Genomic DNA, 23796 nt, shown 5'->3' with positions numbered 1-23796 from the left:
GCTGAGATGCTGCCGGGCTGGAACTAGACGTTAAACCTAAATTCCACGACGTTCCGTAGCCGGGCACCCTCACGGACCAAAGACCACTAGGAACGCCTGCCGTTGGGCGATGCCAGCTCTTCGATCCGCTTCTTTTGGAATGGTACCCAAGTGCAGTCAAGGGCACGCTATCGTGGGCACGTGGCCAAAATTCAAGGACTCGAGGACCTGCTGACTGCGCTGAACGCCGGGGAGACCATCCCCGGTGGTTCGGCGCTCCACACGGCTATGCTCGCCGCGAGCCAGGAGTCGCTGCGCGTCACCGCTGCACTCAACGGGCGCTACAACTCCCCGTCTGAGGTACGGACCCTGATGAGTGAACTGACCGGGCGCCAAGTCCCCGATTCCTTTCAACTCTTCCCACCGTTCAGCGCTGACTTTGGCAAGAACATTAGTTTCGGTGAGGATGTGTTCGTCAACAGCGGCTGCCGGTTCCAGGACCAGGGCGGCATCGACATCGGCGATGGATCCCTCATCGGCCACAACGCCGTGATCACGACGTTGAACCATGACATGTTGCCGAGCCGGCGGGCCGATATGCACCCGGCCCGCGTTGTAGTCGGCCGGGGCGTGTGGTTTGGAGCCAACGTGACGGTATTGCCGGGCGTGAGCATCGGCGATGGGGCAGTTATCGGCGCGGGGGCGGTCGTCACTAAGGACGTGCCTGCCGGGGCAGTGGTCGTCGGCGTTCCAGCGAAGCCGGTGGGCACGGTGCCGGAGGGATAATTCCTCGCACTGGGCCGGGACGGTTACGCAGAAACAAAAACGCAGCTCAGTCGACTTCAAATGACTGAGCTGCGTTGTACTACTAAGGCGAAACGTTAGGCGTTGAAGCGGAACTCCACCACGTTCCGTCACAGAATAAGCGTTCCGCCCGCAGGCTCCGTTTAGCTCCATTAGCTTCTTTAGCGCTCAGTTGCAGGACCAATGGCCGAGCCTAGAAGGCGGTGCTGGGCAGATCCTTCTCGCCATCGACGATCGCGGTGATAATCCGCGCTGCAACCAGGTCTGGATCCAGCCCCGCTCCGAATCGCGGCGCTGACCCGGCGATCGGATGCTCGGACAGCGCGGTACCAGTGTGGCTTGGGCGGGCGTCCACGATTCGGATGCCCGAACGACGATACTCGCGCGCCGCTGCGACAACGAAGGCCGCGAGCCCAGCCTTCGACGCCGAGTATGCCGCCAGACCGGCGACGGGTGCCTCTGCGACAACGCCGCTCAGTGTGACCACAAAAGGCTCCCGGCCCTCGCGTGCCGAGGCCGCGAGGTAGGGCTGGCTCTGGGTAATGAGCTGGATCGGAGAGGTCGTGTTCACAGCGAAGAGTTCGTCCACCGTGGCGGGTTCAAGGTCTGATGCGGCGCCGAAGGCGACGACCCCGGACGCAACCACTAACCCGTCGAGACGTCCGTACTGCGCATACGTGTCATCCAGCACCTCCTGGATCACGGAGAATGCGCGCAGATCGTGCCCAGCAGACTTTGACGACCGGGCGACGATGGCGCCGGTACTCTCCAGCTGAGCGGCGATGCGCGAACCGAGTCCGCCGGTGGCGCCGACTACCAGAACAACCGCACCCTGAAGAGTCGTCATGGGTAGATCCTAGGTCACGTGCTGCAGGTAGCCCAGCGCGGGTCGGTTTCCTGAGGCTGGACGGCTGCGGCACTCCCCATGCAACGAAGCCGGCTTCACGCGCTCATCCGACCCAGAACCCACGCATGCTCCCATCGCACCCAACAGAGACGGCCCCATATGCGGAAGCAGATGGGGCCGTCTCAAATTCAGTGGGCTACACGTTAAACCGGAATTCCACGACGTCGCCGTCGATCATGACGTATTCCTTGCCTTCGATGCGCACCTTGCCGCGGGACTTCGCCTCCGCCATGGACCCGGCTTCGATGAGATCGTCGAAGGAGACAACCTCGGCCTTGATGAAACCGCGCTGGAAATCGGAGTGGATGACGCCGGCCGCCTGCGGGGCCGTGTCACCCTGGTGGATGGTCCACGCCCGGGTTTCCTTGGGTCCTGCGGTCAGGTAGGTCTGCAGCCCGAGGGTGTGGAAGCCGACCCGGGCCAGCTGGTCCAGGCCGGATTCGTCCTGGCCGTTCATCTCCAGCATTTCGCGGGCCTCTTCCTCGTCCAGTTCCACGAGGTCCGATTCGAGCTTGGCGTCGAGGAAGATGGCGTCCGCCGGGGCCACCATGGCGCGCAGTTCTTCCTGCTTCTCCGGGCTGCCCAGAATGCCCTCGTCCGAGTTGAAGACGTAGATGATGGGCTTGGCGGTCAGGAGGCTGAGCTCCCTGAGGTGCTCCATCTCCAGCTTGTCGCTCTTGACCGAGGCGAAAATGGTGTCGCCGCGCTCGAGCACTGTCTGGGCCGCCTTGATGGCAGCCAGCTCCGCGGCGTCCCGCTTCTTGATCTTGACTTCTTTTTCGATCCGCGGAATGGCGTTTTCAATGGTCTGAAGGTCAGCCAGGATCAGCTCGGTGTTGATGATCTCCATGTCCGAGCGGGGATCAACCTTGCCGTCGACGTGGATGACGTCGGGGTCATCGAACACGCGGATAACCTGGGCGATGGCCTCGGCCTCGCGGATGTTGGCGAGGAACTTGTTGCCCAGGCCTTCGCCTTCGGACGCACCCTTGACGATCCCGGCGATGTCGACGAAGGACACCGGGGCAGGCAGCAGGCGCTGCGATCCGAAGACGGCGGCCAGTTTGGCGAGCCGCGGGTCCGGCAGGTTGACCACACCGACGTTTGGCTCGATCGTGGCGAACGGATAGTTCGCTGCGAGCACCTGGTTGCGGGTCAGTGCGTTGAAAAGGGTTGATTTGCCGACGTTGGGCAGTCCGACGATGCCAATAGTAAGAGCCACGAGTACTGATTCTACCTGCTGCGGTCGGGGTCCCCTGCGACAGCTTGGTTCGCTGCCTGGTTCGCCGGTTGGTTCGCCAGTTGGTTCGCCACTGGGTTCGCCCGCGGGCTCGCCGGCGGCCGGGTCTCGTGGGGCCGCCGGCAGGGCGTCGGCGGGAAACTGTCGCAGGGGCATGCCAAAGTGAAGACATGGACGCTTTTGCACTGATTCTTGCCCTGCTCATGCTGCTCGTCGGCGCGGTCGCCGGCGCCGCCGTGGTCTTTCTGCTGACCCGGCACCGCACCGTCGCAGTGGAGCAGGATTTCGACGCCGTGTCCGCCCGGCTCTCCGAGGTCAGCGCGCAGTTCGCCGCGGCCGACGCCGAGAGGCGCCTGCTGGCGGCCCAGAACCGGGACCTTGGCGAGTCCCGGAACCAGGACGGCAGCGTGCTGCGGGCCCTGGCACCGGTGGCGGAGAAGCTCACCGCAGTGCAGCACCAGGTGTCGCTGCTGGAGCGCGACCGACTGGAGCAGTACGGCCAGCTGGCCCAGCAGCTGCAGGAAGCCCGGTTGTCCGACGAACAGCTGCTGCGTTCGACCCATGCACTGGAGTCCGCGCTGCGGTCCAACAGCGCCCGCGGCCAGTGGGGCGAAGTCCAGTTGCGCCGGGTGGTCGAGGCTGCCGGAATGCTGCGCCATGTCGATTTCCACGAGCAGGTTTCCAGCGGCCCGCAGCACGGTGCCGCGTCGGAGACCAGTATCCGGCCTGACCTCGTTGTGCAGCTCCCCGGCCAGAAACAGCTCGTGGTCGACGCCAAGGTGCCGCTCGCGGCCTATCTTGCGGCGCAGGAACTCGGCGCGTCCGCCCCCGGGCTGCAGCACGCGCAGTCCCTGAGCGGGCAGCAGGCCCATCTGCTGGCGCATGCCAAGGCCCTGAAGGCCCATGTGGACGCGCTGAGCAACAAGAAGTACTGGGACATCCCGGGCAACTCCCCGGAGCTGGTGGTCTGCTTCCTGCCGGCCGAATCCATCCTGGCGGCCGCGCTCTCGGCGGACCCGGCACTGCTGGACTACGCCCTGTCCAGGAACGTGGTGCTGGCCTCGCCCTCAACCCTGCTGGCGGTCCTGAAATCCGTCGCCTTCACCTGGCGCCAGGACGTCCTGACGGACAGCGCGCGTGAGCTTTTCGAACTGGCCCACCAACTCTACGAGCGGATGGGAACGCTCGGCGAGAACGTCACGAAGCTCGGCGCCTCGCTCAAGACCTCCGTGGACCGCTACAACTCCATGGTGGGCACGCTGGAGGCCCGGGTGCTGCCGACGGCCCGGAAGCTCAACGCCCTGGATGCGACCGGGCTGGCCACCCCCGCGGCCGTCGAGGTGACGCCGCGATCCGTGGCCGCCCCGGAACTCCAGCCCGGGAACGGGCCGGAACCTGGGTCCGGGCGGTCAGCGGACGCAGCCCCGAGCGGTCCACGCGCAGAGGAAGAGGAGTCCGCCGCCTAGGACGGACGTTGTGCGTTGGACGGGCGTTGTGCTCCGTCTAGGAGGTCTGGGCGGGGCGTGTCCCGCGGCCGCCGAGGGCGCGGGTGACATCGCCGGCCTGCTTCAGCGTGGCGCGGAGCTCCTTCGGCAGCGAGAACAGCAGGTCCTCCTCGGCCGTGACGACTTCCTCGACCGAGCCGTAGCCGTAGTCGGCGAGCAGGCGCAGGACGTCCTTGACCAGGACTTCAGGGACCGAGGCGCCCGACGTCACACCGACGGTGGCGACACCCTCGAACCAGGTCTCGTCCACCTCGTTGGCGAAGTCCACGCGGTACGAGGCCTTCGCCCCGTACTCCAGCGCCACTTCCACGAGCCGGACCGAGTTCGAGGAGTTGGCTGATCCGACCACAATCACGAGCTCGGCCTGCGGTGAGATCTTCTTGATGGCCACCTGGCGGTTGGTGGTCGCGTAGCAGATGTCGTCGCTGGGCGGGTCCTGCAGGGTGGGGAACCGCTCCTTGAGCAGGCGGACGGTCTCCATGGTTTCGTCCACGCTGAGGGTGGTCTGCGAAAGCCAGATAACCTTCTCCGGGTCCCGGACCGTGACCTTGTCGACCTCGTGGGGGCCGTTGATGATCTGGATGTGCTCGGGCGCCTCGCCCGCGGTCCCTTCGACCTCCTCGTGGCCGTCATGGCCGATCAGCAGGATGTCGAAGTCGTCCTTCGCGAAGCGGACCGCCTCTTTGTGCACCTTGGTCACGAGGGGGCAGGTGGCATCGATGGTGCGCAGCCCCCGGTCCTCGGCAGACTGGACCACGGCGGGTGAGACACCGTGGGCGGAGAAGATCACCAGGGCGCCCTCGGGGACCTCGTCGGTCTCGTCAACGAAGATGGCGCCCTTTTCCTCCAGGGAGCTGACGACGTGCACGTTGTGGACGATCTGTTTGCGAACATAGACCGGCGGGCCGTAGTGCTCCAGCGCTTTTTCCACGGCAATGACCGCACGGTCGACGCCGGCGCAGTAGCCGCGCGGGGCCGCGAGCAGGACCTTTTTCGGGCCGGCCACGGGGGCTGCAGCCAGGACTTCTTCCGGCGTACGCCGCCGGCGCGGAACGGTTGGCATCGGGATGGAAACAGCAGTGGAGGTCATGCCCCAATGCTACCGGTGTTGGACGGTCCGCCGATCTGGCCGCGGCCGCAGGCGCCCGGCGCTCAGGCGCGGCGGCGCCCGCCGACGACGCGCACCACGAGTCCAACTGCCAGCAGGACGCCGCCGACCACGGCGGTTGCCACGATCCACTGCCCGAAACTGGAGCTGGCGGCCGCGACGAACTCGCTCTTGAAGATCTCCGCGACCTCGTTGCCGCTGCTCGTTGCCGTCACGGCACCGCCGGCGGCGTCGGCTGCCAGCTTCCAGGCGCCGGCCAGCACAAGGCCTCCGAGGCCAATGCCGGCCAGGACAGTCCAGCGCCGCCGGGCGGCCACAAAGGCCAGTGCGAAGGCGATGAGGGCGCCGACGGCCAGGGCGTAGCCCATCGGCGCGAAAGCGGACACGCGGTCGAGAAGCTGCCGGTGCTCGGGCTGCCCGATCGTGATCAGCAGCTGCTCCGGGGCCTCCAACGGCAGGGTGGTGGCGTCCGACAACTGCTTCGCTACCAGACCGACCAGGGGCGCCAGGTCCAGGGTCAGGGACGTCCCGCCGTCGGCCTCGGCTGGCGGAGCGCTGGGGTCGGCGAAATTAAGCTGATGGCTCTTGCGCAGCGTCTCGGTCCAGGCTTCGGGGTAGCCGGGCATGCCCGTCAGCGACCGGGCCGCGCTCTCCAGGATCGGCGTGACCAGTCCGCTGAGCTCTTCCGGGATCTGCTCCGCACTGAGACTGCCGACGGCGGCCGCGGCCAGCCGCTCCTGAAATACAGGGTCCTTGCCGAGCGGGGCGGTGAACGCCACGAAGCCGTCCTGCTGGACGATGTTCCGGTCCACCCACATGGCGGGAACAGCGGCAGCCGCCAGGACAAGCCCGATCAGTACCGCTACGGCCGAGACAAAAGTGCGCACGAGAATTCCTAGTCGGTTGAGGGGTAGTGCCATCCTACGGGGCGGCCTGCGGAACGATAAAAGTCAGGCCCCGATGATAGAGCTATGGATAGAGTTGAAACCGACAAGTTCGAGTTGTCGGCCGGTGGCCCTTCCTGACGCGCAATCGCCGGGGACGCACCTGCTGACGGCCCCGCCCCGGCAAAGGACACCCACGCATATGCACCAGGCCATCTCCGCCCCGGGATACCGCCATGTCTGAGGACGTCGCGGCGGCCACGACGGTTCCTGCCTCGGCCGCGGAAACCAGCCCGGACAACCCCTGGCCGCTGCAGTTGCTATCCCAGAAACTCAAGATGCACATCGACCGGGCCCCCGCCGCCTGGGTCGAAGGCCAGGTCATCGAACTGAACCGGCGCGGCACCAACGCATACCTGACGCTGCGGGACATCGACGCTGAGATTTCCCTCCCAGCGTCCGTCTGGACGAATGTGCTGGACCGCCAGGAAACGCCGTTGGAGCGCGGCTCCCGCGTGGTGGCCCTGCTCAAGGCCGAATTCTGGCTGAAGACGGGGCGGCTGAACATGTCCGTGAAGGACATCCGGCCGGTGGGCCTCGGGGATCTGCTTGCCAGGATCGAGCGCCTGCGCCATGCCCTCGCCGCGGAAGGGCTGTTCTCCGACGCCCGCAAGAAGCGCCTGCCCCTGCTCCCCCACCGGATCGGACTGATTACCGGCCGGAACTCGGACGCCAAGAAGGACGTGCTGCGCAACGCGGCGCTGCGCTGGCCCGCCGTCGAATTCGAGATCCGCGAAGTGGCCGTTCAGGGCAACACCGCCGTCGCGCAGGTCATCGCGGCGCTGCGCGAGCTGGATGCGCATCCCGAGGTGGACGTGATCGTCATCGCCCGCGGCGGCGGCGCCCTGGAGGATCTGCTGCCTTTCAGCAACGAGGAACTCATCCGGGCAGTGTCGAACGCGTCCACGCCGGTGGTCAGTGCGATCGGCCACGAAGCGGACCGGCCGATCCTTGACGATGTCGCGGATCTGCGCGCCTCCACGCCGACCGACGCCGCCAAGCGGATCGTCCCGGACGTTGTCGAAGAGCTGGCCCGCGTCCGCCAGGCCAGGGACCATCTCCGGCGTGGTGCCACCCGCCTGGTGGAACGTGAGACGGACCGGCTGGCCTCGCTGCGCTCCCGGCCCGTGCTGGCCTCCCCCGAAGTCATGGTCAGCATCCGCCACGACGACGTCGAAAGGCTCAAGGGCCGCTCCCGGGCGGCGGTGACGACCGCCGTCGTCCGGGCAGCCGACCAGCTGGTCCACCTCAAGGCCCAGGTCCGGGCTCTCTCGCCGCAGAAGACCCTGGACCGGGGCTACGCCGTGGTGCAGCTTGCCGACGGCGGCTCGGCGCCCGGAACCCGCCGGGACGTTGTCCGGCACCCTGACCAGGCGCCGTCGGGCACACCGCTGGCCGTCCGGGTGGCCGGAGGCCGGTTCACCGCGGAGTCGACCGGCGGCCAGGAACCCGCCGAAGACTGATACACCACCCACCGAACGACCCGTCCTGCGGGACAGCAAGGAGCAGCACGCCATGACAGCAGAAGCACAGCCCCACGCCGACATCGAGGGCCTCAGCTACGAGGAGGCGCGGGAGCAGCTCATGGGCATCGTCACCAGGCTCGAAACCGGCGGGGCGAGCCTTGAGGAGTCGCTGGCGCTCTGGGAACGCGGCGAAGCGCTGGCCAAGCGCTGCGAACAGTGGCTCGAAGGTGCCCGCAAGCGCCTGGCCGCGGCGCGCGACCAACCCTCCCAGGCCGGCTAGCCCGGCGGCCGGTCAGGAACGCTCTACCAGTTCCCGTTCCGCCGCCACGTCCAGCTCCGGAACCGGCCACTGCAGCTTGAGGCCCTCCATCGCGTCCAGCAACAGCTGCTGGACGGCGATCCGGGCGTACCACTTCTTGTTGGCCGGGACGACGTGCCACGGGGCGATGTCGGTGGCCGTCTTCTCGAAAGCCTTCTGATACGCGTCCATGTAGTCGTTCCAGAACGCGCGCTCTTTCAGGTCGTTGCTGCTGTATTTCCAGAGCTTCGCCGGGTCATCCAACCGCGCGAGCAGCCGTTCCTTCTGCTCGTCGGGACTGATGTGGAGCATGACTTTGACGATCTTGGTGCCGGCGGCCGTCTGCCTGGCCTCGAATTCGTTGATCGCGATGTAGCGGCGCTCAAGTTCCTTCGGATCCGCCCAGCGGTGGACGCGGTGGATCAGGACGTCCTCGTAATGCGAGCGGTCAAAGACGCCCACCATGCCGGCAGCGGGCACTTCCTTCTCGATCCGCCAGAGGAAGTCGTAGGACTTCTCCTCCGGAGTGGGAGCCTTGAACGACCTCATCTGGACACCCTGCGGGTTCATGGCGCCCATTACGTGGGTCACAATTCCGCCTTTGCCGGCGGTATCCATGGCCTGCAGGATCAGCAGGACGCGCTTGGTGCCGCCGACGCGGGATTCCGCGAATAGCTGTTCCTGGAGCAGGGTGAGGTTGTCATCGAGGTCATCGAGAAGCACCTCCCCGTCGTTCTTGTCCCCCGGGTAGCCCGGGGTGGAGTCCGGGTCCGTGTCCTTCAGGCTGAAGCCTTTGCCCACCCTTAAGGTCTCAAAGGGGCGCTCCGTGAATCCCACGACATCTGACATGCCTTGCCTCTTTCCGGTTCGGGCAGCCTCCGTGCGGACCGCCGGACCACCGCCCGCGCTGCGCTGCTGAGGTTAGGCTAGTTCCCCTTGTACCGGCTCAGGAAGTCCGCCATGCGGTTGATTGCCTCTTCCAGGTCCTTCACGAGCGGAAGGGTGACCATGCGGAAGTGGTCCGGCCGGACCCAGTTGAAGGCCCGGCCATGGGAGACCAGGATCTTCTGCTCGCGCAGCAAGTCCAGGACGAACTTCTCATCGTCGCGGATGTGGTAAACCTCGGGATCGAGTTTCGGGAACAGGTACATGGCGCCCCGGGCCTGCTGCGTGCTGACCCCGGGAATGGCGTTGAGCATGTCGTAGGCCTTGTTCCGCTGCTCGAGCAGACGCCCGCCCGGCAGGATGAGGTCATTGATGCTCTGGTACCCGCCGAGCGCCGTCTGGATCGCGTGCTGGGCGGGGACATTGGCACACAGGCGCATGTTCGCCAGCAGATTGATGCCCTCGAGGTAGTCCGCGGCATCCTTCTTCGGCCCGGAAATGGCCATCCAGCCGGCCCGGTAGCCGCAAACGCGGTACGCCTTGGACAGGCCGCTGAACGTCAGGCACAGGACGTCGTCGCCGGTCAGGCTGGCCATGTTCACGTGGACCGCATCCTCGTAGAGGATCTTCTCGTAGATCTCATCGGCGAAAAGAACCAGGCCGTGCTTCTCCGCCAGGGCGACGATCTTCTTGAGGGTGTCTTCCGGATAGACGGCGCCGGTGGGGTTGTTCGGGTTGATCACCACGATGCCCTTGGTGCGGGGCGTGATCTTCGCTTCGAGGTCCTCGAGGTCCGGCTGCCAGCCCGAGTCCTCGTCGCACAGGTAGTGCACGGGCCGGCCGCTGGCCAGGGCTACGGAGGCGGTCCACAGCGGGTAATCGGGGGTGGGGATCAGGACTTCGTCGCCGTCATCCAGCAGCGCCATGAGGGACATCGTGATGAGCTCGCTGACGCCGTTGCCCAGGTAGATGTCATCCACGTGGATGTTCTGGATCCCGCGGGTCTGGTAGTACTGCGACACGGCGGTCCGGGCGGAGAAGATGCCGCGCGAGTCGCTGTAGCCCTGGGCATGCGGCAGGTGGCGGATCATGTCCACCAGAATCGCGTCCGGCGCTTCGAACCCGAACGGCGCCGGGTTCCCGATGTTCAGCTTGAGGATGCGGTGACCCTCCGCTTCCATCTGCTGGGCGGCCAGGAGGATCGGTCCACGGATGTCGTAAAGGACATTATGAAGCTTGGTGGACTGCTTGAATTCTGCCATTCATCAAATATGCCATATGGCGGATGTACTTCCGCCGAGATCTGTCTCACAGGGGTGTCCCGCCGTCACAGGCGGGACACCCCTGTCTGGACGGGCCTCTTACTTGACCAGTCCCTTGTCCTTGAGCCAGGCCGCCGCAGCGTCCTTGGGGTTCTGCTTCTGGCTGCCGCTGACCGCGCGGTTGAGGTTGATCAGGTCCTCGGTGGTGAGGACCTTGGACACGGCGTTCAGGGTTTCCTTCGCCTTGTCCGTCATCTTGGCCGTGTTGTACAGCGGGAGGACCTGCTGAGCGATGAAGTTATTCTTCGGGTCCTCCAGCACCACCAGGTCATTGTCCGCGATGGACGGGGTGGTGGTGTAGATGTCGGCAACCTGGACCTGGTCCGAGAGCAGGGCCTTGAGCGTGACGGCTCCGCCGCCGTCGCTGAACGGCTCCAGCTTCTTGGGTACGCAGTTGTAGTTCTTCTCCAGGCCCGGGAGGCCGTACGCGCGTTCGGCGAAGGTCGCCGGGGCGCCCACCACGATTTCGCTGCAGACCTTGGCGAGGTCCTCGATTGACTTCAACTGGTACTTCTCCGCGGTGGCCTTCGTGACGACCATCGCGTCCTTGTCTTCGGCCTTGGACGCCTCCAGTACGGCCAGGCCCTCGGGCAGCTTGCCCGGCAGGGCCTTGTAGATGTCCTCGGCCGAAACCTCCGTAGCGTCCTTGCTGACGTGCAGCAGCAGGTTGCCGCTGTAGTCGGGGATCACGTCCACGGAACCGTCCTGGACGGCCTTGAAGTAGACCTCGCGTGAGCCGATGTTCGGCTTGGTGCTCGCCGTGATGCCTGCTCCGTTCAGCGCCCCGGCGTAAACCTCGGCGATGATCTGGCTTTCGGTGAAGTCGGCGGAACCGATCACAAGCGCGGAGCCCGCACCGGAGGTGGCACCGCCTGTGGCGGGGGCAGTGGAGAGCGGATCGGACGAGCCTGCGCAGGCGGACAGTGCCATGGCCAGGCCTACGCCGGCGGCCAGGCCGCCGAATGCGCGCCTGCCGAGTGCTCGTTGGCGGGTTTCCTTCATGACGTACCTCCTTGAACAACAGTCCCCGCGGGTACGGGGTCTGTGAGATCAACCGCAGCCTGCTGGCTCCGGTTCGGCTGGGAAGAGGCTCCCTGGGACAGGAACAGCCTCTGGATGAGGGCAAGGACAAGGTCGACGGCGATGGCGAGTCCGGCGATGAGCAGGGACCCGCCCAGCATCTGGGGGAAGTCGGACAGCACCAGCCCGTCGAAGAGATACCGGCCGAGGCCGCCGAGGTTGATGTACGCCACCACCGAGACGGTGGCGATCGCCTGGAGCACCCCGGTCCGGAACCCGCCGTAAATAACAGGCAGGGCGTTGGGGAACTCGGCGCGGAACAGCACCTGGAGCTCCGTCATGCCCATGGCCCGCGCGGCGTCGACGACGTTCCGGTCCACGCTGGCGATGCCGGCATAGGTGCCGGCGAGCAGTGGTGGGACCGTCAGGATCACGAGGGCCCAGATCGGCGGCATGAGCCCGATGCCGGCCAGCAGCACGAAAAGGGTGAGCAGGCCAAGGGTGGGCAGGGCACGCAGGGCCCCGGCGACGGCCACGGCGGCAACCCGGCCGCGGCCGGTGTGCCCTACGTACAGGCCGATGGGCACGGCGATGGCAGTGGCGATCACCATGACCAGGCTGGTATAGAGCAGGTGCTCGGCCAGCCGAGCCGGGATTCCGGCGCTGCCGGACCAGTGCTCCGGATCGCCGAGCCAGGCGAACGTATCCGTGACGACGTTGCTCATGAGGCACCGCCTGCGGTCTGCGCGTCGGACAGCCGCAGCGCCGCGGCAGCGGAGCCGGCCTTGTCCTCGCCGGCGCCGGAAGCAGTACTGGCTCCGGTGCCGGGGGCCGCCGCGGCACGGGTCCAGGGGGTCAGCAGCCGCTCGAGCAGGACGAGGACGGCGTCCATCAGCAGCGCGAGGATGAGGATGGCGATGATGCCCACCACCACTTCGGTGACGAAGTCACGCTGCAGGCCGGAGGTGAACAGCATTCCGAGGTTGCCGATGCCGAGCAGCGCCGCGACGCTGACCAGCGAGATGTTGCTGACGGAGACCACGCGCAGCCCGGCGAAGAGCACCGGCAGGGACAGCGGCAGATCGATCTGCAGGAAGCGGGCGAAGGGCTTGAACCCCATGGCGACGGCGGCCTGCCGGAGGTCCTCGTCCACCGAGTCGAAGGCGTCCAGGGTGGCGCGGACCAGGAGGGCGACGGCGTAGATGGTCAGGGCCACCACCACGTTGACCGGGTCCAGGATCCGCGTTCCAAGGATGGTCGGCAGGATGATGAACAGCGCCAGGGACGGGATGGTGTAGAGCAGGGAGGACGCCGTCAGGACCACGGAGCGGAGTCCACGGTTCTGCCGGGCGACCTGGGCCAGCGGGACGGCGATAAGCACCCCGAACACCATCGGCAGGATGGCCAGGACCAGGTGCTGTCCGGCAAGGCTGTAGACCTGGGCGCTGTTGGCCAGGAACCACTCCATCAGAGCGCGCCCTGGCGGACATGGCGGTCCGACGCGATCACGGCGAGGACTTCCTCGGCGCTGATGACCCCGGCCACGCGGCCGTCCGCATCCACGGCGACGCCGAGACCTGAGGGCGACGACAGGGCCGCATCGAGGGCGCGGCGGAGCGTGTCCCCCTTCCGGAAGAGGGATCCGCCGGGAACAGTCGCGGGGCCTTTGCCCGGCCCCGACCAGCCGAGCGGACGCTGGCTTTCGTCGACCACCAGTTGCCAGTCGCCGGAGGCGTTGCCGAAGCGCTCAAGTTCATCGGGGGTGACCGTCTGCGCCGGGTGCACGGTGACGCCGTCGGACGGGCTGAAGGCCAGGTGCCGGAAGCCGCGGTCCCGGCCCACGAAGGACGCCACGAAGTCGTTGGCCGGGGCGCGCAGGATTTCCTCCGGGGTAGCGTACTGCGCCAGTTTGCCGCCGAGGCCGAAGACTGCCACCTTGTCGCCGAGGACGGTGGCCTCGTCAATGTCGTGGGTGACGAAGACGATGGTCTTGGCCAGATCGCGCTGGAGCCGGAGAAGTTCCTGCTGCAGTTCATCGCGGACCACGGGGTCCACGGCGCTGAAGGGCTCGTCCATGAGCAGGACGGGAGGGTCGGCGGCGAGCGCCCGGGCCACGCCGACGCGCTGCTGCTGGCCGCCGGACAGCTGTGAGGGGTACCGCTTGCCCAGCGCGGATGCCAGCCCGACGACGTCGAGCAGTTCCTGCGCACGCTTCCGCGCCTCGGCCTTGGAGACGCCGTTGAGCCGGGGAACGGTGGCGATGTTGTCCAGCACGGAACGGTGCGGCATCAGCCCGGAGGACTGCATCACGTAGCCCATGGACCGGCGCAGCTTCGCCGCCGGCACCGCGGTGACATCCTGGCCGTCCACGGTGATGGTTCCGGAGGTCGGCTCGACCATGCGGTTGATCATCCGCAGTGAGGTGGTCTTGCCGCAGCCGGAGGGTCCGACGAAGACCGTGATGGCGCCCTTGTCGATGGACATGGTCAAGCCGTCAACGGCGGCCTGGCCGCCCTGGTACTGCTTGGTGACGTTCTGGAACTCGATCATGGCTTCAGCCATTTCCGGGCTTACCTAACTGTTGGCGGCAACATCGGACGGTCCAGCCAACTGATCATAAACCTGCTGATTTTTGACTGTAAAGCACCTAGGACTCAGCCTAACCAGCGCGGCCGCCAATGTCAGGGATATCGTCGAGGGCGCTGTGGCTGACGTAGCAATTCGTAGGGCAGTCGGCTTTGGATGGGTCCTGCGCCGGAAAACTTCCGCCGAAGCACCCATCCACTGCCTGGCGGCCGGCCCGGCAGGACTCCGGTCCCCGGTCAGCGGGTCCGCCGGCCGCCTCCTTTGGACCCGCTCCGGCCTTTCCGGCCGCGCTTCGCACCCTCATTGGCGGCTGCCTCGTAGCTGTCCCGTTCTGCCGAGCGCTGGCTCTGGCCCGCAGCCGAAATCTGCTGGTGCCACTCGCGCGCGTAGGCGCGGCGGGCGGCGGCATCGTGCCGCCGGGCCAGGGCAGCGAGTTCGCGCTGGAGTTTCAGGTAGCTCGCCCAGCGGCGGTCATCGAGGGACCCGTCCGCGAGCGCGGACTGCACGGCACAGCCGGGCTCGCTGCCGTGGGCGCAGTCGGAAAACCGGCACTGCCCGCAGAGTTCCTCGAGGTCGCCGAACATCTCCGCCATCCCGCTGTCGGCGTCGAACAGCCCGAAGCCGCGCACCCCGGGGGTATCCATCAGGACGGCGCCTCCCGGCAGGGGCACGAGCTCACGTGAGGTGGTGGTGTGTTTGCCCTTGCCGTCGCCGGCCCGGACTGCCCCCGTTTCCTGGACCTCGATGCCGACGAGGGCATTGATGAGGGTGGATTTGCCGGACCCCGAGGGACCCAGCAGCACGAGGGTGCCGCCTGCCGGGAGGTGGCCCAGCAGCTCTTCGAGGCCGTCGCCCTGTTCCGCGGAGGTGGTGACCACCGCGACGCCGGCGGCCTGGAGAATCACCTTGCCGACGACGTCGTCCGCCACGTCGGCAAGGTCCGCCTTGGTGATGATGACCAGCGGGGTGGCTCCCGAGTCCCACGCGGCGACGAGGGCGCGTTCGAGCCGGTTGTGGGTGAGCGGCCGGTCCACGGGGACCACGACGCCGACGACGTCCATGTTGGCGCCCAGGACCTGCGCCTCCGACGAGGCGTCAAAGGCGCGTTTGCGGCTCAGTTCCGAATGCCGCGGCAGAATCCCCGCAATGGCGGGCTCCCCCGCGGTATTGGATCCCAGCCAGACCCAGTCGCCGGTGGCGGGCAGTTCCCCGGCGCCGGGGTACGGCAGATGGAGGGTGGTGTCGTACGTGGCGACCAGGACCAGGTTGCGGTCCACGCGGATGACCCGGCCCGCGCCGGTGCCGCCCCGCACGGGATGGGCCGCGAACCGTTCGGCGACGGCGGCGGTGAAGCCGTACCCTGCCGGACCCGCGGGGAGGTTGTTGGGGATGGGGTGGGAGGCGCCGGACGCGCCCTGACGTGCAAATGAAGTAGTCAACGAAAACCCTTTGATGGGCCCCGGTGCACGTGCCGCGCTGCGGGTGGAACCTGGCAGCGGTGGCGGCTAGTGGGTGCTGACGGCCGGGGCAGGAATGATGGCCTGGCTGATGGTGGCGCGCAGTGCGCACCGGACTGATGCAGTCATCGTCTCCACCTCCCCGTGATCGTTGTCGGCTTTTCCGCCGGTTTTTAGAATAGCCGCACGCCCCGGGCCTGGCTAGGGAAAACTTTCAGGACAGCCGGCCGTTCAGGACAGTGTCCCGTTCAGCTGGCCGTTCAGCGGCCGCTCGCGGTGGAGCCGGAGTGCGGCGTCGACGAGCGAGACCTTGTTGAGACCGGCAACGTCCTCCAGCGGGATCCAGCCCGCGTGTGTGGTGCTGCCGTCCACCTCGTGCCGCAGCTCCCCGCCGGTGATCGTTGCTTCGTAGATGAGCCGGAGGGACTGGAAGTCCCGTTCGCCGCCGTCGATCCGGATCTCCGCGGGCCAGTGCCCGACGTCGATCCCCAGCATGGCGCCGACGTCCGCGCGGTAGCCGGTTTCCTCGTAGATCTCCCGGCGGCAGCCATCAACGGGGTGCTCGGCCAGGTCCAGGCCGCCGCCCGGAAGGGTCCAGCCTTCCTTGCCGCCCTGTTTCCAGTACGCCAGGAGGATGGCGCCGTCGCGGATGATGACCGCGTAGGCAGCGGGACGGGTGTCGAAGTTGAGGCTCATTCCTCCAGCGTAATGGCCCGGCAGTGCAGGAGCCCGGCGGCCGCGTCAGCCCTGCTCGGCCACGAGCTGGAGCACACCAAAGACCGGATCCTGTTCCAGGACGCGGACGTCGGTGATCCCCTCGGCGGACAGGGCGGCGCGGAAGGATTCCTGCAGGCGGGGGACGTTCATGCCCAGGCCGCTGCCCAGGATCACCGGGCCGTCGATGCCGAGCTTCCGGACCGTCTGCAGCGCCAGGGATGCCAGGTCCCGTCCGGCCTGGTCCACAAGCTCCTGGCTGGGCGCGTGGCCGGCGGCGGCAGCGTCGACCACGAGCCGGGCCCGCTCGGCCCAGTACCGGCGTCCGGTGTCCGGTGAATGGAAGCGCGCAATCAGCTTGTTGGGGTCATCCACACCGCAGGAAGCCAGGAGGGCGGTGGTGAGCTCGTCGGGTTCCAGCCCCTGGTTCATCCGACGCAGGCTGTGCCGGACCGCCTCGCGGCCCAGCCAGTACCCGCTGCCTTCGTCGCCGAGCAGATAGCCCCAGCCGCCGGCGCGGGCCTCCTCGCCGCGGCTGTTCCGGCCCCAGGCGGCCGAACCCGTTCCGCCGATAACGGCGACGCCGGTGCTTGCGCCGCCGGCAGCCAGCAGGAGCCTCGAATCGTGGACCACCGTGATCCGGGCACCCGGCACATGCGGCGCGATCAGCGCGGCGAGCGCGGCGGCGTCCTCGTCGGTATCGATGCCACCGGCTCCCGCGTAGACCTGGGCGACCGTTCCCCCGCCGATCCGGGCGAAGAGCTCCGCGAGGTGCAGGGCCGCCTCCTCGCGGCTGACGTTCTGGACGTTTGAGCTGCCCACGGATTCGTCGGCCACGACGGCGCCGTCCTCGAAGCGCACGCCGCGGGTCTTGGTCCCGCCAATATCGAGGCCGATCACGGCGGCGGGTGCGGTCGGGGAAACGGGATCCGCCGCCGGCGGGATGTCAGAATGAGTCACCGGAACAGCCTACTGAATCCAATCCAGGAGTGAGCAATGCCGCACGACATCTTTGGTACCCGCATTATTGCCGCCCCGATGGCCGGCGGGACCTCCACTCCAGCTTTCGTGGCGTCCGTGCACGACGCCGGCGGTCTGGGCTTCCTGGCCGCGGGCTATAAAGGCGTGGACGCCATGCAGGCGGAGATCCGCAGCGCGCGTGCCTCCGGGGCACGATTCGGCATGAACGTCTTCGTTCCCGACCCCGCCCAGCTGCCACCCTCCGCAGAGGTGCTGGCGCAGCTCGAGGACTACCGCGGCCGGCTGCAGGCGGATGCCCGGCGGTACGGCGTGGAGGTCCCGCCGCTGCGGCTCGACGACGACGACCACTGGCAGGGCAAGATCGACGCGCTGCTGGCTGACCCGGTGGAACTGGTCAGTTTTGCCTTCGGGCTGCCCGGGTCCGATATTGTCCGGGCGCTGCAGCGGTCGGGCTCCGCCGTGCTCGCCACAGTCACCTCGGTGGACGAGGCGCTGGAGGCCGCCGGGCAGGGCGTGGATGCGCTCGTCGTGCAGCATGAGAGCGCCGGCGGCCACAGCGCGGCGTTCCAGCCGCGCCCCGCGGGGCACGAGGAGCGCCGGGACGACGGCCAGCCGGGCACGACGGCGGAGCTGCTCGCCCAGGTGCGTTCCGCCGTCGGACTCCCGCTGCTGGCGGCCGGCGCTGTGATGGACCGGGCCGGGCTGCAGGACGTCCTGGCCGCGGGGGCACAGGCCGCCCAGCTGGGCACGGCGTTCCTCCGCACACCAGAGAGCGGCGCCCGGCAGCTGCACAAGGACGCCCTCGCCAGCCCGCACTTCACGCAGACCCGGCTGACGAGGGCCTTTACGGGACGGCCCGCCCGGGCCCTGGTCAACGAGTTTGTCCGGGACCACCCCGACGCACCGGAGGCCTATCCCGCCGTGCACCACCTCACCGCTCCCCTGCGCGCGGCAGCGGCCGCCGCCGGGGACGCGGAACGGCTGAACCTCTGGGCCGGGGCGGGCTGGCAGCGGGCGCGGGCCGGTTCCGTGGCGGAAATCATGGCGGGGCTGCTGGGCTGACGGCACGGCACGCCTCGGGTCCGGCGCCCCCAGGCCACCATGGGCGCTTAGCTGCCGGAGCGTCCGCGGACGAAGCCGGCCAGAAGCGCCGGTCCCTCGCTGAGCACCAGCTCCCGGAACAGCCGCACCGGGTCCGGTTCGGTGTCCGCTCCGCCCCGGCGTTCCCGCCAGGCCAGGCCGATCTCCCGGACGGCAAGGCCCGAATCCAGCGCGAGCTCCACCCAGCCAAGGTCGCCGGACTGCCCCGGGGTGTGGCGTCCGGGGGCCAGCCCGCCGGGCGGGAGGATACTCACGCCGAGACCTGCCGAGACGAGTCCCCGGGCCGTGTGGGAATCCTGGCTCTCGAAGGCGATGCGGGGCCGGAAACCGGCCTCCCGGAACAGGGCGTCCGTCAGCGAGCGCATCCCGTAGCCGGCGCCCATCGCCACGAACGGGTCCTGCCGGATCTCCGCGAGGCCCGCGCTGCGGCGCTTCGCGAGCCGGTGCCGGTGATGGACCACGAGCCGCAGCGGTTCCCGGTACAGGGCTGCGGAGGAGATCAGCCGGCTCGGCGCAGCGACCGGGGCGGTCAGTGCCAGGTCCGCGTCGCCTGCGGCCAGTTCCGCCAGGCAGCCGTCCCGGGCGCCCTGACTGAGGTCGAAGGCCGGCTGGGGATGCCGGCTGCGGAAGGCGCTGATCAGCAGCGGCAGCATCGCCTCGCCGAAGGTGTGCTGGAACGTCACCGCGATCCGGCCGCGTACCACCTCCGACTCGTGCCGGACCAGGTCCAGCCCGGTCTGGAATTCGCCCAGCGCGGCCTCGATGTGCGGCAGGAGCGCCTTGGCGGCGGGGGTCAGCCGCACGCCGCGGCCGTCCCGGATCAGCAGTTCCGTGCCGATGATGCTGCTGGCGCGGGCGATTCCCCGGCTGACCGTCGACTGGGGCAGTCCCAGCACTTCGGCGGTCTCGGTGATGTGCTGGGTACGCCCGAGTTCGGCCAGCAGGGGCAGCAGCGGCAGCAGCTGGACCAGCTGTTTGTGCTCCACGTCCATGTCCCAGCCTCCAGATCGTTCCGTGTTTGCTATTGATTCTATGAGAATCATGCATTGGAAGCATGCCTTTCCGAAGCCTATTCTGGGGAGATGCCCAGACTTCCACCGCCCCGCCGCCCCGCCGCCCCAGGCCCGGCCCGGCTGGACCCTGCCGGCGGCACCCATGCCGCCTGGCCGGGGCATGCGAAGGGGTCCCCGGCATACCGGAAGATTCTCGCGGGGCTGGCGTTCGCCGGCGTCGCCACCTTTGCCCAGCTGTATTCCACCCAGGCGGTGCTGCCGATGATGGCGGCGGAGCTTCAGGTCACGGCGGCCGAGGCGGCGCTGACAATCTCTTTGGCGACCGTGGGGCTGGTCGTGACCGTGCTTCCGTGGTCCTTCCTGGCCGACCGCATCGGCCGGGTCCGGGCCATGATGTGGGGCATATCGGCCGCCACCGTCCTGGGCCTGCTGGTCCCGCTCGCCTCGAGCTTCCCGATGCTGCTGGGCCTGCGGATGCTTGAAGGCATGGCACTGGGCGGCATCCCCGCCATCGCCATCGCCTACCTCAACGAGGAGGTCAACAAGGCCCACGCCGCACTGGCCGCCGGAACGTACGTCGCCGGCACGACCCTGGGCGGGCTCGCCGGCAGGCTGCTGGCCGGCTTTGTCGGCGAACTCTGGGGATGGCGGGCCGCAGCCCTGGCCGTCTCGCTCCTGGCCGCGGTGGCGGCGGCCCTCTTCCTGGTCCTGGTGCCGCAGGCCCGGGGCTTCACGGCCGCGGCGGCGGGCGGCTTCCGCGGGGCGTTCCGGACCCTGGCGGGCCACGGCCGGAATCCGCGGCTGCTGGCCCTCTACGTCCAGGCATTCCTGCTGATGGGCGGCTTCGTGGCCGTCTACAACTACCTTGGCTTCCGGCTCTCCGGGGAACCCTTCAGCCTGCCCGCCACCACCATCAGCCTGATCTTCCTGGCCTACCTCTCCGGAACTGTCTCGTCCCGCTGGGCCGGCGGACTGGCGGCGCGGTTCGGCCGGCGCACGGTGCTGATCGCGGGGACGGTGCTGATGGTGGCGGGCCTGGCCCTGACGCTCACGGCGCTGCTGCCGCTCATCATGGCAGGCCTGCTGCTGTTCACCGGCGGCTTTTTCGCGGCGCACAGCATCGGCGCGGGCTGGACCGGGGTGATCGCCACGTCCGGCCGGGCACAGGCGGCATCGCTCTACAACCTCGCCTACTACCTCGGATCCAGCGTCATCGGCTGGGCCGGCGGGCTGGTCTTCCAGTCGCTCGGCTGGAGCGCGCTGGCGTTGACCGTGATCGGGCTGGCCTGCACGACGGCGGTGATCACCGCCGTGGTGCATCCCGCCCGGCCCGCGCTGGCCCCGGCGACCGGGGCGCCGGCACCGGGCGTCAGCGGGTAGCTTCGATGGCCTGCACGAGGTCGGCCACGATGTCGGACGGGTCCTCCAGGCCCACCGACACACGGAGCAGGCTGGCATGCGGCTTGGCATCGGCGGCAACGGGCCGGTGGGTCAGCCCCGCCGGGTGCTGGATCAGGGTGTCGATGCCGCCGAGCGACACCGCGTGCGTGATCATGCCGACGGCGGACGGAATCCGTTCGGCGTGCCCGGCGGTTCCCACCTCAAAGGCGAGCAGCGAACCGGGGCCGGACATTTGCGTCCCGATCAGCCCCCGCGGATCGCACTCGGGCAGCCCCGGGTAGAAGACGCGCCGGACGAGCCCGTGCCCGGCCAGGGCGGCGGCAACCTTCTGTGCACTGGCCTGCTGAGCGCGCACCCGGACCGGGAGCGTGGCCAGGCCGCGGTGGAGCAGGTAGGCGGGCCAGGGCGTGAGGATGCCGCCGGTGACGGCCCGTATCTGGCGCAGCCTGGTGGTCCACTCGGGGGTTGCGGCCACCACGCCACCCATGGCATCGCCGTGTCCGCCGAGGAACTTGGTGGCGCTGTGCAGGACCATCGCGGCGCCGTGCAGAAAGGGGCGCTGGAGGACCGGGCTGGCGAAGGTGTTGTCAACCAGGAGCGGGACGCCGTCGGCCGCGGCGGCCACGCGGGCGATGTCGACGAGCTCCAGGCTCGGGTTGGCGGGCGTCTCCAGGATCACCAGGCCGGTCTCGGGCCGAAGTGCGGCGCGAACCCCCTCCGGGGTGGTGAACGTGACGTCGTTGCCGAGCACTCCCGAGGCCAGCAGGTAGTCGCTGCCGCCGTAGAGCGGCCGCACCGCGACCACGTGCTTCTTGCCTGTGGCGACGACGGCGAGCAGGACGGCGCTGAGCGCCGCCATGCCGGTGGCGAAGGCCACAGCCTCCGGGGTGTCTTCGAGGACGGCGACGCCCTCCTCGAACCGTGCCACCGTGGGGTTCCAAAGCCGCTGGTAGACCGTGCTCTGGCCCTCGACATGGGTGCCGCCCGTGGCCATGTGCTCATAGGCGAGACCGCCGTCGTGCACCGAGGGCAGGGGCGCCGTGGTGGACAGGTCGATGGGCACTGCGTGCACGCCCAGTTCAGTGAGGCCGTTGCGTCCGGCGTGGACAGCCAGCGAGTCTTGAGAAAGCACCTTGCTCCTTATGAATATTCACCGTTGAATTCCGCAAGTATCTGGCAATAATTCGGAGTTTTGTAGGGGCCTCGAATGGAAGTGTCGGAATGCGCCGTTTATGATGAACTGAAAACCCCTCAAGGAGGATCCGTGAGTAGCAGTGCGAAGAATCTTCGGCCGGGAGCGGGTGCCGGCGAGCCGCTGGACGCTATCGACGAGCGCCTGCTCGCGGCACTCGTGGCCGATGCCCGAATCTCCAACAAGCAACTGGCCGAGCTGGTAGGCATCGCGCCGTCCACGGCCCTGATGCGCACGCGGGCACTCTCCGAGCGCGGGATCATCCAGGGCTTCGAGGCGAAGCTGAGCCTGTCCGCGATCGGCCGCTCCGTGCAGGCCCTCATCGCCGTCCGGCTCCGCGCCCACGACCGCGAACAGATCGACCGCTTTACGGCCCGGGTTCCGAAGCTCCCGGCCGTGCTCTCGACCTTCCACACCTCCGGCTCGGTGGACTATCTGCTGCACATTGCCGTCGCCACCACCGAGGACCTCCGCGACTGGGTGCTGGACAATCTGGCCACCGATCCCGTGGTGGGCCATACCGAGACCACCCTCGTGTTCGACCACATCCAGGGCAACCAGGGCCCGCTGCCCGAGTAGGAATGGCCGGGGCGTTGTTTCAGCCCCCGGGGACCGTCAGGCGCGGCGCAGCGCCGCCCGCAGCGTGATGGCGGCGAGGGTGACGCCCGCGATCGAACAGAGCACCACAAAGCCGGCGACCGCAGTCTGCAGGCCGAAGACCCCGGCGGCGAGCCCCAGCCCGATGACGGGAAAGGCGCTGCCGAGGTAGGTGATGACGTAGACCGTGCTGATGATCTGGGCGTGACGGGACGCTTCGACCTTCCCGGCCACATCGTTGAAGACGGTCCGGAAGGACACCCCCTGTCCCAAGCCGGCGGTGATGCTCGCGATGATCAGCAGCCACGGACTGCTCCAGGCGGCGGCCGCGGCGATCAGCAGCACCGACACGGCCAGCATGCCCAGTCCGGCCGGCACCACGAAACGCCCCCGCACCGCGAGGAACTGGCTGAGCGCGGAGGACCCGAGGGTCAGCCCCGCCAGCAGGCCGATCAGCGGCCGGGAATCGGCGTGCACGATCTGGGCGAAATAGCCCGGCGCCAGGGACAGGCAGAAGCCGAAGACGGTAAAACTGAGGAACCCCACCGCGGACGCCAGCCAGAAGGCGCCGCGCGCCTCACTGGACACCGACGGCCGGCGGGGCGCCAGCACACGCCACGGCTGCGGACCCGCGGCGGAGCTGATCGCCGGACGGGCCTTCAGCAGGTACAGCGGGATTAGCAGCGCGGCCAGGACCAGGGAATGCAGGTAATACGGCGTGGACGTGGGCCCGGGCAGCAGCGAAAGCACTCCCCCGATGGCCGGGCCGGCCGCCACACCACCGGCGGAAGCCAGCAGGGTGAACCGCGAGGCCCACTCGGGACGGCTGGGCAGCAGCTCCCGCAGGGCCGCCGAGCTGGCCCCGGTGGCGAGCGCCACAGCAATGCCCTGCAGCGCCCTGCCGGCACACAGCGCGAACAGGCTGTCCGCTGCGGCAAAGATGGAGCCGCCGGCGAGGCCCACGAGCACGGCAAGGACCAGCGCGGCCCGGCGGCCAATGTGGTCGGACCAGTGTCCTGCCAGGATCAGGGTGGCCACGAGTGCCAGGACATAGGCCGAGAAGGCCACCGTGACATCAAACGCGGTGATCCCCAGTTTGGCCTGCAGCAGCGGATACAGCGGCGTGGCAAGATTCGCGCCGACCAGCAGCGTGAAAATCACGACGCCGGCCATCACCAGCCGTGCCGTAGTGGAAGCGTCCCAGCCCCAGCGTTCTGCCGTGGCGGGGCGCATGCGAAGCTCGCTGAAGACCGTCATACCGTGCCCTTGCGTGGAA

The 23796-nt window shown here is 68.3% G+C and carries 23 protein-coding genes; 7 read left to right on the top strand and 16 right to left on the bottom strand.

Going from position 1 to position 23796, the window contains the following annotated elements; translation table 11 throughout:
* Window positions 1–180 precede the first annotated feature (180 nt).
* Entirely contained in the window at window positions 181–765 is a 585-nt protein-coding gene (locus AC50YC_RS03000; RefSeq protein ID WP_494952119.1) for a DapH/DapD/GlmU-related protein, read from the top strand.
* 211 nt (window positions 766–976) lie between these two features.
* Here the strand turns inward: AC50YC_RS03000 and AC50YC_RS02995 are convergent, their stop codons facing one another.
* Entirely contained in the window at window positions 977–1630 is a 654-nt protein-coding gene (locus tag AC50YC_RS02995) for an SDR family NAD(P)-dependent oxidoreductase (RefSeq protein WP_494952118.1), read from the bottom strand.
* Between the two features lie 196 nt (window positions 1631–1826).
* Window positions 1827–2912: a redox-regulated ATPase YchF gene (ychF, locus tag AC50YC_RS02990; RefSeq protein ID WP_494952117.1), complete on the bottom strand. Its 1086-nt coding sequence runs from the start codon at window positions 2910–2912 to the stop codon at window positions 1827–1829.
* 188 nt (window positions 2913–3100) lie between these two features.
* Here ychF and AC50YC_RS02985 point away from each other — a divergent pair, with 188 nt between their 5' ends.
* Window positions 3101–4396 carry a DNA recombination protein RmuC gene (locus AC50YC_RS02985; protein ID WP_494952116.1) on the top strand — a complete coding sequence of 432 codons (1296 nt, stop codon included), beginning with the start codon at window positions 3101–3103 and terminating at the stop codon, window positions 4394–4396.
* Between the two features lie 37 nt (window positions 4397–4433).
* Here AC50YC_RS02985 and AC50YC_RS02980 read toward each other — a convergent pair whose 3' ends face one another.
* Both AC50YC_RS02980 and AC50YC_RS02975 read right to left on the bottom strand, forming a co-directional pair.
* Window positions 4434–5525 carry a 4-hydroxy-3-methylbut-2-enyl diphosphate reductase gene (locus tag AC50YC_RS02980; RefSeq protein ID WP_494952115.1) on the bottom strand — a complete coding sequence of 364 codons (1092 nt, stop codon included), beginning with the start codon at window positions 5523–5525 and terminating at the stop codon, window positions 4434–4436.
* Between the two features lie 62 nt (window positions 5526–5587).
* The gene (locus AC50YC_RS02975; protein WP_494952114.1) at window positions 5588–6430 is read right to left on the bottom strand and encodes a hypothetical protein; all 843 of its coding nucleotides are present in this window, start codon (window positions 6428–6430) and stop codon (window positions 5588–5590) included.
* Between the two features lie 233 nt (window positions 6431–6663).
* On the opposite strand from AC50YC_RS02975, the gene xseA reads away from it, so the two are divergent.
* Both xseA and AC50YC_RS02965 read left to right on the top strand, forming a co-directional pair.
* The gene (gene xseA, locus AC50YC_RS02970) at window positions 6664–7950 is read left to right on the top strand and encodes an exodeoxyribonuclease VII large subunit (RefSeq protein ID WP_494952113.1); all 1287 of its coding nucleotides are present in this window, start codon (window positions 6664–6666) and stop codon (window positions 7948–7950) included.
* A 52-nt stretch (window positions 7951–8002) separates the two neighbouring features.
* Entirely contained in the window at window positions 8003–8233 is a 231-nt protein-coding gene (locus tag AC50YC_RS02965) for an exodeoxyribonuclease VII small subunit (protein WP_494952112.1), read from the top strand.
* A 12-nt stretch (window positions 8234–8245) separates the two neighbouring features.
* Here AC50YC_RS02965 and AC50YC_RS02960 read toward each other — a convergent pair whose 3' ends face one another.
* From AC50YC_RS02960 to AC50YC_RS02920, 9 genes are all read right to left on the bottom strand, one after another.
* The gene (locus AC50YC_RS02960; RefSeq protein WP_494952111.1) at window positions 8246–9100 is read right to left on the bottom strand and encodes a PPK2 family polyphosphate kinase; all 855 of its coding nucleotides are present in this window, start codon (window positions 9098–9100) and stop codon (window positions 8246–8248) included.
* Window positions 9101–9177: 77 nt separating this feature from the next.
* The gene (locus tag AC50YC_RS02955) at window positions 9178–10398 is read right to left on the bottom strand and encodes a pyridoxal phosphate-dependent aminotransferase (protein ID WP_494952110.1); all 1221 of its coding nucleotides are present in this window, start codon (window positions 10396–10398) and stop codon (window positions 9178–9180) included.
* 99 nt (window positions 10399–10497) lie between these two features.
* The gene (locus AC50YC_RS02950) at window positions 10498–11460 is read right to left on the bottom strand and encodes a glycine betaine ABC transporter substrate-binding protein (protein ID WP_494952109.1); all 963 of its coding nucleotides are present in this window, start codon (window positions 11458–11460) and stop codon (window positions 10498–10500) included.
* Window positions 11457–12203, bottom strand: coding sequence for an ABC transporter permease (locus AC50YC_RS02945; RefSeq protein WP_494952108.1), 747 nt, complete (start codon window positions 12201–12203; stop codon window positions 11457–11459). Before AC50YC_RS02945 ends, AC50YC_RS02950 begins: the two co-directional genes overlap by 4 nt.
* Complete coding sequence (locus AC50YC_RS02940; RefSeq protein ID WP_494952107.1) at window positions 12200–12946, bottom strand: ABC transporter permease; 747 nt, start codon at window positions 12944–12946, stop codon at window positions 12200–12202. The genes AC50YC_RS02945 and AC50YC_RS02940 overlap by 4 nt, the downstream gene beginning before the upstream one ends.
* Complete coding sequence (locus AC50YC_RS02935; RefSeq protein WP_494952106.1) at window positions 12946–14040, bottom strand: ABC transporter ATP-binding protein; 1095 nt, start codon at window positions 14038–14040, stop codon at window positions 12946–12948. The genes AC50YC_RS02940 and AC50YC_RS02935 overlap by 1 nt, the downstream gene beginning before the upstream one ends.
* A 260-nt stretch (window positions 14041–14300) precedes the next feature.
* Window positions 14301–15455: a ribosome small subunit-dependent GTPase A gene (gene rsgA, locus AC50YC_RS02930; protein ID WP_494952175.1), complete on the bottom strand. Its 1155-nt coding sequence runs from the start codon at window positions 15453–15455 to the stop codon at window positions 14301–14303.
* Between the two features lie 297 nt (window positions 15456–15752).
* Window positions 15753–16217: an NUDIX hydrolase gene (locus tag AC50YC_RS02925; protein ID WP_494952105.1), complete on the bottom strand. Its 465-nt coding sequence runs from the start codon at window positions 16215–16217 to the stop codon at window positions 15753–15755.
* A 45-nt stretch (window positions 16218–16262) separates the two neighbouring features.
* Window positions 16263–17195, bottom strand: coding sequence for an N-acetylglucosamine kinase (locus AC50YC_RS02920; protein WP_494952104.1), 933 nt, complete (start codon window positions 17193–17195; stop codon window positions 16263–16265).
* Between the two features lie 36 nt (window positions 17196–17231).
* Between AC50YC_RS02920 and AC50YC_RS02915 the strand changes: the two genes are divergently transcribed.
* Window positions 17232–18278, top strand: a complete 1047-nt coding sequence (locus AC50YC_RS02915) for a nitronate monooxygenase (protein ID WP_494952103.1) — start codon at window positions 17232–17234, stop codon at window positions 18276–18278.
* A gap of 47 nt (window positions 18279–18325) precedes the next feature.
* Here AC50YC_RS02915 and AC50YC_RS02910 read toward each other — a convergent pair whose 3' ends face one another.
* Window positions 18326–19309: a LysR family transcriptional regulator gene (locus AC50YC_RS02910; protein ID WP_494952102.1), complete on the bottom strand. Its 984-nt coding sequence runs from the start codon at window positions 19307–19309 to the stop codon at window positions 18326–18328.
* A gap of 90 nt (window positions 19310–19399) precedes the next feature.
* Between AC50YC_RS02910 and AC50YC_RS02905 the strand changes: the two genes are divergently transcribed.
* Entirely contained in the window at window positions 19400–20710 is a 1311-nt protein-coding gene (locus AC50YC_RS02905) for an MFS transporter (protein WP_494952101.1), read from the top strand.
* Here AC50YC_RS02905 and AC50YC_RS02900 read toward each other — a convergent pair.
* Window positions 20700–21863, bottom strand: a complete 1164-nt coding sequence (locus tag AC50YC_RS02900) for a trans-sulfuration enzyme family protein (protein ID WP_494952100.1) — start codon at window positions 21861–21863, stop codon at window positions 20700–20702. The genes AC50YC_RS02905 and AC50YC_RS02900 overlap by 11 nt on opposite strands.
* Before the next feature lie 132 nt (window positions 21864–21995).
* Here AC50YC_RS02900 and AC50YC_RS02895 point away from each other — a divergent pair, with 132 nt between their 5' ends.
* Entirely contained in the window at window positions 21996–22502 is a 507-nt protein-coding gene (locus AC50YC_RS02895) for an Lrp/AsnC family transcriptional regulator (protein WP_494952099.1), read from the top strand.
* Between the two features lie 36 nt (window positions 22503–22538).
* On the opposite strand, the gene AC50YC_RS02890 is transcribed toward AC50YC_RS02895, so the two are convergent.
* Window positions 22539–23777, bottom strand: a complete 1239-nt coding sequence (locus AC50YC_RS02890; protein ID WP_494952098.1) for an MFS transporter — start codon at window positions 23775–23777, stop codon at window positions 22539–22541.
* Window positions 23778–23796 lie beyond the last annotated feature (19 nt).

It is taken from the genome of Pseudarthrobacter sp. MDT1-56, from assembly GCF_059383555.1.
This window is presented reverse-complemented; position numbering and strand designations above follow the sequence as displayed.

Bases quoted from the DNA above. Each gene is read 5' to 3' on its own strand.
- AC50YC_RS02915 (WP_494952103.1), top strand. From the start codon at position 17,232: ATGCCGCACGACATCTTTGGTACCCGCATTATTGCCGCCCCGATGGCC.
- AC50YC_RS02965 (WP_494952112.1), top strand. From the start codon at position 8,003: ATGACAGCAGAAGCACAGCCCCACGCCGACATCGAGGGCCTCAGCTAC.
- AC50YC_RS02905 (WP_494952101.1), top strand. From the start codon at position 19,400: ATGCCCAGACTTCCACCGCCCCGCCGCCCCGCCGCCCCAGGCCCGGCC.
- AC50YC_RS02995 (WP_494952118.1), bottom strand. From the start codon at position 1,630: ATGACGACTCTTCAGGGTGCGGTTGTTCTGGTAGTCGGCGCCACCGGC.
- AC50YC_RS02935 (WP_494952106.1), bottom strand. From the start codon at position 14,040: ATGGCTGAAGCCATGATCGAGTTCCAGAACGTCACCAAGCAGTACCAG.
- AC50YC_RS02980 (WP_494952115.1), bottom strand. From the start codon at position 5,525: ATGACCTCCACTGCTGTTTCCATCCCGATGCCAACCGTTCCGCGCCGG.
- AC50YC_RS02950 (WP_494952109.1), bottom strand. From the start codon at position 11,460: ATGAAGGAAACCCGCCAACGAGCACTCGGCAGGCGCGCATTCGGCGGC.
- AC50YC_RS02910 (WP_494952102.1), bottom strand. From the start codon at position 19,309: ATGGACGTGGAGCACAAACAGCTGGTCCAGCTGCTGCCGCTGCTGCCC.
- AC50YC_RS02925 (WP_494952105.1), bottom strand. From the start codon at position 16,217: ATGAGCCTCAACTTCGACACCCGTCCCGCTGCCTACGCGGTCATCATC.
- AC50YC_RS02960 (WP_494952111.1), bottom strand. From the start codon at position 9,100: ATGTCAGATGTCGTGGGATTCACGGAGCGCCCCTTTGAGACCTTAAGG.
- AC50YC_RS02890 (WP_494952098.1), bottom strand. From the start codon at position 23,777: ATGACGGTCTTCAGCGAGCTTCGCATGCGCCCCGCCACGGCAGAACGC.
- AC50YC_RS02945 (WP_494952108.1), bottom strand. From the start codon at position 12,203: ATGAGCAACGTCGTCACGGATACGTTCGCCTGGCTCGGCGATCCGGAG.
- AC50YC_RS02985 (WP_494952116.1), top strand. From the start codon at position 3,101: ATGGACGCTTTTGCACTGATTCTTGCCCTGCTCATGCTGCTCGTCGGC.
- xseA (WP_494952113.1), top strand. From the start codon at position 6,664: ATGTCTGAGGACGTCGCGGCGGCCACGACGGTTCCTGCCTCGGCCGCG.
- AC50YC_RS02955 (WP_494952110.1), bottom strand. From the start codon at position 10,398: ATGGCAGAATTCAAGCAGTCCACCAAGCTTCATAATGTCCTTTACGAC.
- AC50YC_RS02940 (WP_494952107.1), bottom strand. From the start codon at position 12,946: ATGGAGTGGTTCCTGGCCAACAGCGCCCAGGTCTACAGCCTTGCCGGA.